Source organism: Magnetospirillum fulvum MGU-K5 (genome assembly GCF_000442515.1).
GTDB lineage: Bacteria > Pseudomonadota > Alphaproteobacteria > Rhodospirillales > Magnetospirillaceae > Phaeospirillum > Phaeospirillum fulvum_B.
Window position 1 is genome coordinate 1 of record NZ_AQPH01000115.1, and the last position, 5,888, is coordinate 5,888.

A 5,888-nucleotide genomic window follows, 5' to 3' on the forward strand; every position below is an offset into this window, starting at 1 on the left:
TGCTGAAGCCGCTGCACGGGGCCGAAGACGGGCTGGAGGCGGCGCTTGTCTCCAATCTGCGCCAGGATTATCCGGAATTTCAGATTTTGTTCGGCGTTGGCGATCCGTCCGACACCGCGCTTGAGGTGGTCCGGGCGCTGCCCGCGCCGACGCCCGGTGGCGAAGTCGCGGTGGTGGTGCGGCCGGGCGGTCCGGCGCGCAACCGCAAGGTCGCCAATCTGCTGTCGATGTGGCCCGAGGTCCGCCACGATCTGATTGTTGTCGCCGACAGCGACGTCCGGGTTGCCCCCGGCTATCTTGACGATCTGGTCGCGCCGTTCGCCGATCCCAAGGTTGGGGTGGTGACCTGCCTGTATGTCGGGCATCCCGGCGTCGGGCGGTGGAGCCGTCTTGGCGCGCTGGGGATCAATCACGGCTTCCTGCCCTCGGCGCTGGTCGCCCGTGCGCTCGGTCGTCACGACGGCTGCTTCGGGGCGACGGTCGCGATCCGGCGCTCGGTGCTGGAGCAGGGCGGCGGACTGGATGCCGTTGCCGATCTGCTGGCCGACGATTGGGCGCTGGGCGCGATGGCGCGGGCGCAGGGCCAGACGATCGCCCTGGCCGCCCGTCCGGTCGATATCGTCGTTACCGAGCCGGGGTTGAAGGCCCTGTTCGACCACGAAGTCCGCTGGGGCCGGACCATTGCCTCGATCGACCGCGTCGGTCATCTGGCCTCGATCATCACCCAGCCGGTTGCACTGGCCTTGCTGGCCGCCCTCGTCGCCCAGGCGGCGGGAACCGGCGGGGCGGGGCTGGTGGTGCTGGGGGTGGCCGCAGCCTCCCGCCTGTGGGCGATTCGGGCCGAGGAAGCCGCGTTCGGTCTGCCGCGCGCCTGTCTGACCGATCTGGCGCTGCGGGAAATCCTATCCATTGTTGTCTATGCTGTCGCATCGGCGGGGCGGACTGTGCTATGGCGTGGCCGCCGTTTTGTCGTCCGTCGTGACGGTACTCTAGAGCCTGTCGAGGGGTTAGCCTCATGAAGAAGTCGTTGTTTCTCAATCCGCCCTCGCTCGAAGGGTTCGACGGCGGCGCTGGCGCCCGCTTTCAGGCCAAGCGCGAAGTTCGCTCGTTTTGGTATCCGACGTGGTTGGGCCAGCTCGCGGCGCTGGTGCCGGAGTCGAAGCTGGTCGATGCGCCCGCCCATGGTCAGACCCTGGAAGACATCCTGCCGCTGGCGAAAGATTTCGAGCTGCTGGTGATCTATGCCAGCGCCGCCACCTTTGCCTCCGAGGTCAAGGTCGCCGAGGCGTTCAAGGCCGCCAACCCCAATCTGATGATCGGCATGGTCGGGGCGCATGTCGCCACCGTGCCCGAGCCGTCGTTGCTGGCGTCGCCGGTGATCGACTTCATCGCCCGGAACGAATTCGACTACACCATCGTCGATGTCGCCGAGGGCAAGCCGTTCGCCGAGATCGACGGCCTGACCTTCCGCGGCCCCGATGGAGCGGTGGTCAACACCAAGGACCGCGCCTTGATCACCGATATGGACGCGCTGCCGTTCGTGTCGCCGATCTATCGCCGCGATCTCAATGTCGAAGATTATTTCATCGGCTATTTGAAGCATCCCTACCTGTCGCTCTATACCGGGCGGGGCTGTCGGTCGAAATGCACCTTCTGCCTGTGGCCGCAGACGATCGGCGGCCGCTCCTACCGCGCCCGCTCTCCGGCCAGCGTGATCGCCGAAGTGACCCAGGCGCGCGAGCTGTTCCCCGAGGTGAAGGAATTCTTCTTCGACGACGATACCTTCACCGACGATATCGAGCGGGTCGAGGAAATCGCCCGCGGCATCGGCAAGCTGGGAATTACCTGGTCGTGCAACGCCAAGGCCAACATCCCGCGCAAGACGCTCGAGGTGTTGAAGGCCAACGGTCTGCGCGTTCTGCTGGTCGGCTATGAATCCGGCGTTCAGCAGATTCTCAATAACATCCGCAAGGGCCTGCGCCTCGACATCATGCGGCAGTTCGCCAAGGATTGCCACGAGTTGGGGATCATCGTCCACGGCACCTTCATCATCGGCCTGCCCGGCGAGACCCGCGAGACGATTCAGCAGACCCTGGCGTTTGCCAAGGAAGTCAATCCGCGCACCCTTCAGGTGTCGATGGCGGCGCCCTATCCCGGCACCGAGCTGTTCAATCAGGCGATTGAAAACGGCTGGTTCCAGAAGGATGAAGGGTTGCTTCGCCAGGATGGTTGGCAAATGGCGGCGCTGCATTACCCGCATTTGTCGTCGGAAGAGATTTTCACCGCCGTCGCCGATTTCTACAAGGCGTTCTATTTCCGCCCGTCGAAGATCGGTGAAATCCTTCTCGAAATGATTCAAGACTGGGACATGATGAAGCGCCGTCTTCGCGAGGGCGTCGAGTTCTTCCAGTTCCTCAGAACCCGCAAGCCCGGAGCCGAGTGCTGATCCCTATGGATTCGCACCACGCCGTCAGGAGAGTCCGGGGCCGAAGCCGCGTATGCCGGTTCCGGACTCAGTTTCTCTTGACGGGGGGTGGACGGATAAATAGGATGCGGGCCTCCCGGGGGACCGGTGGCTGGCGACGGGCCATGACACCGTCGTCCGCCGATTAGCGAAACAACGATGTCAACGCCGGACGGGTCGGCGACCGATACCCGAAGAGGCCCGGTAGTCAGGCTGCCGGTGACCTTTCATCTTGGTTGCGCCATTCCTGCGAGGGGAAAGAGACCGTATGCCTACGATTAACCAGCTGATCCGCCAGCCGCGTACCCCGGAGAAGGATCGTAACAAGGTGCCGGCGCTTGAAGCCTGCCCGCAGAAGCGTGGCGTTTGCACCCGCGTTTACACCACGACCCCGAAGAAGCCGAACTCGGCGCTTCGTAAGGTTGCTCGTGTCCGTCTGACCAATGGCTTCGAAGTCACCAGCTACATCCCCGGCGAGGGTCATAACCTCCAGGAGCACTCGGTGGTGATGATCCGCGGCGGCCGTGTGAAGGATTTGCCGGGCGTTCGCTACCACATCATCCGTGGTACCCTCGATACGCAGGGTGTTAAGGACCGCCGTCAGCGCCGGTCGAAGTATGGCGCGAAGCGTCCGAAGTAAGGAGTTCGTCACAGATGTCCCGTCGTCACGCCGCCGAAAAGCGCGAGATCACTCCCGACGCCAAGTTCGGCGATTTCGTCGTTGCCAAGTTCATGAATTGCCTCATGTTCGATGGCAAGAAGTCCGCCGCCGAAGCGATTGTTTATGGCGCTCTCGACAAGATCCAGGCCCGCAGCGGCCAGGACCCGTTGAAGGTGTTCCACGAGGCCCTGACCAACGTGAAGCCGGCTCTTGAAGTCCGCTCGCGTCGCGTTGGCGGTGCCACTTATCAGGTTCCGGTCGAAGTCCGCGCCGATCGCCGTCAGGCGCTCGCCATCCGCTGGCTGATCGAGTATTCGCGCAAGCGTTCCGAAACCACGATGATCGACCGCCTGTCCGCCGAGCTGCTTGATGCCGCCAACAACCGTGGCGCCGCCGTCAAGAAGCGCGAGGACACCCATCGTATGGCAGAGGCCAACAAGGCCTTCTCGCATTATCGTTGGTAAACCGGAAACGCGAGAAGAAAAATGGCCCGCACGACGCCCCTCGATCGGTACCGCAATATCGGCATCATGGCTCACATCGATGCCGGCAAGACCACCACGACCGAGCGTATCCTTTACTACACCGGAAAGTCCTACAAGATCGGTGAGGTGCATGAAGGCACCGCCACCATGGACTGGATGGAGCAGGAGCAGGAACGCGGTATCACCATCACCTCTGCTGCGACGACCGCGTTCTGGCGCGATCACCGCGTCAACATCATCGACACCCCTGGCCACGTCGACTTCACCATCGAGGTCGAGCGTTCCCTGCGCGTGCTCGACGGTGCGGTGACGGTGTTCGACTCGGTTGCCGGTGTCGAGCCGCAGTCCGAGACGGTGTGGCGTCAGGCTGACAAGTACGAAGTTCCGCGGATTTGTTTCGTCAATAAGATGGATCGCATCGGCGCCAACTTCTACCGTTGCGTCGACATGATCGTCGATCGCCTCGGTGCCCGTCCGCTGGTGCTCCATCTGCCGATCGGCGAAGAGAGCAACTATGTCGGCATGGTCGACCTGCTGCGCAATTGCGCGGTGGTGTGGAAGGACGAGAGCCTGGGCGCCGAGTTCGAAGACGCCCCGATCCCTGCCGACCTCGCCGATAAGGCCGCCGAATATCGCGCTCAGCTCATCGAGACCGCGGTCGAGATGGACGACGAAGCGATGGAGCTCTATCTGAGCGGCGAAGAGCCCTCGATCGAGACCCTGCGCGCCTGCATCCGCAAGGGCACCATCGCCCGGACTTTCGTGCCGGTGCTGTGCGGTTCGGCCTTCAAGAACAAGGGCGTTCAGCTGCTGCTCGACGCCGTGGTCGATTACCTCCCGTCGCCGCTCGACATTCCCGCCATCAACGGCGTGAAGTTCGGCACCGAAGAGGAAATCTTCCGTCACGCCACCGATGACGAGCCGTTCTCCGGTCTTGCCTTCAAGATCATGAACGACCCCTTCGTCGGTTCGCTGACCTTCGTCCGCGTCTATTCGGGCGTTGTCGAGTCGGGTTCGTACATTCAGAACACCGTCAAAGAAAAGCGCGAGCGCGTCGGCCGTATGCTGCTGATGCACGCCAACTCGCGTGAAGAAATCAAGGAAGCCCGCGCTGGCGACATCGTCGCGTTCGCTGGTCTCAAGGACACCACCACGGGTGATACCCTGTGCGATCCGACCCCCAGCTCGCTGGTGATCCTGGAACGCATGGACTTCCCCGAGCCGGTGATCGAGGTCGCGGTCGAGCCGAAGTCGAAGGCCGACCAGGAAAAGATGGGCGTTGCCCTGGCGCGTCTTGCCGCCGAGGATCCCTCGTTCCGCGTCGCCTCGGACCCCGAAAGCGGTCAGACGGTGATCAAGGGGATGGGCGAACTCCATCTCGAAATCCTCGTCGATCGCATGAAGCGTGAGTTCAAGGTCGAAGCGAATGTCGGCGCGCCGCAGGTGGCGTACCGCGAGACGATCTCGAAGTCCTACGAGTGCGACTACACCCACAAGAAGCAGACCGGTGGTTCGGGCCAGTTCGCCCGCGTCAAGATCCGCTTCGAACCGGCCGAGAAGGGCGAAGGCTTTGTCTTCACCAACAAGGTCGTCGGTGGTTCGGTGCCGAAGGAATACGTTCCCGGCGTTGAAAAGGGTATCCGCTCGGCCATGGATAACGGCGTCATCGCCGGCTTCCCGCTGATCGACTTCAAGGCGACCCTGATCGACGGTGCCTATCACGACGTTGACTCGTCGGTGCTGGCCTTCGAAATCGCGTCCCGCGCCGCCTTCCGTGAAGGCATCGCCAAGGCCGGTCCGAAGCTGCTTGAGCCGATGATGCGTGTCGAGGTCGTCACCCCCGAGGATTACATGGGCGACGTCATTGGCGATCTGAACAGCCGCCGCGGTCAGGTCAACGGCATGGATCAGCGCGGTAACGCCCGCGTCATCACCGCCATGGTGCCTCTCGCCAACATGTTCGGCTACGTCAACACGCTGCGGTCGATGTCGCAGGGGCGGGCGCAGTACACGATGCACTTCGATCACTATTCCGAAGTGCCGCAGAATGTGTCGGACGAGATTCGCGCCAAGCTGGCTGGCTAAAAACACGGTATTCGAGGACGGAGTAAGAGACGATGGCTAAGGCGAAATTCGAGCGCAACAAGCCGCACTGCAACATCGGCACCATCGGTCACGTTGACCATGGCAAGACCTCGTTGACTGCGGCGATCACCAAGGTTCTGGCCGAGACCGGCGGAGCCACCTTCACGGCCTACGACCAGATCGACAAGGCCCC

General features: G+C 62.8%; 6 protein-coding genes. All 6 read left to right on the top strand.

The window, feature by feature from the left end; genetic code table 11:
- Positions 1-1,019, top strand: a 1,019-nt coding sequence (gene hpnI, locus K678_RS16655; RefSeq protein WP_039853704.1) for a bacteriohopanetetrol glucosamine biosynthesis glycosyltransferase HpnI, incomplete at its 5' end; no start/stop codon positions are given.
- Positions 1,016-2,446: a hopanoid biosynthesis associated radical SAM protein HpnJ gene (gene hpnJ / locus K678_RS16660; RefSeq protein ID WP_021133653.1), complete on the top strand. Its 1,431-nt coding sequence runs from the start codon at positions 1,016-1,018 to the stop codon at positions 2,444-2,446. The genes hpnI and hpnJ, both read left to right, overlap by 4 nt.
- Before the next feature lie 286 nt (positions 2,447-2,732).
- A complete protein-coding gene (gene rpsL, locus K678_RS16665) occupies positions 2,733-3,104 on the top strand; it encodes a 30S ribosomal protein S12 (RefSeq protein ID WP_002725631.1) in 372 nt (123 codons plus the stop codon).
- A gap of 14 nt (positions 3,105-3,118) precedes the next feature.
- Positions 3,119-3,589, top strand: a complete 471-nt coding sequence (gene rpsG / locus K678_RS16670; protein WP_021133654.1) for a 30S ribosomal protein S7 — start codon at positions 3,119-3,121, stop codon at positions 3,587-3,589.
- Positions 3,590-3,610: 21 nt separating this feature from the next.
- The gene (fusA, locus tag K678_RS16675) at positions 3,611-5,695 is read left to right on the top strand and encodes an elongation factor G (RefSeq protein ID WP_021133655.1); all 2,085 of its coding nucleotides are present in this window, start codon (positions 3,611-3,613) and stop codon (positions 5,693-5,695) included.
- Positions 5,696-5,727: 32 nt separating this feature from the next.
- Positions 5,728-5,888: GTP-binding protein (locus tag K678_RS18405; RefSeq protein WP_021132405.1), on the top strand; the 161-nt coding region annotated here is incomplete at its 3' end.

Bases quoted from the DNA above. Each gene is read 5' to 3' on its own strand.
- hpnJ (WP_021133653.1), top strand. From the start codon at position 1,016: ATGAAGAAGTCGTTGTTTCTCAATCCGCCCTCGCTCGAAGGGTTCGAC.
- rpsL (WP_002725631.1), top strand. From the start codon at position 2,733: ATGCCTACGATTAACCAGCTGATCCGCCAGCCGCGTACCCCGGAGAAG.
- rpsG (WP_021133654.1), top strand. From the start codon at position 3,119: ATGTCCCGTCGTCACGCCGCCGAAAAGCGCGAGATCACTCCCGACGCC.
- fusA (WP_021133655.1), top strand. From the start codon at position 3,611: ATGGCCCGCACGACGCCCCTCGATCGGTACCGCAATATCGGCATCATG.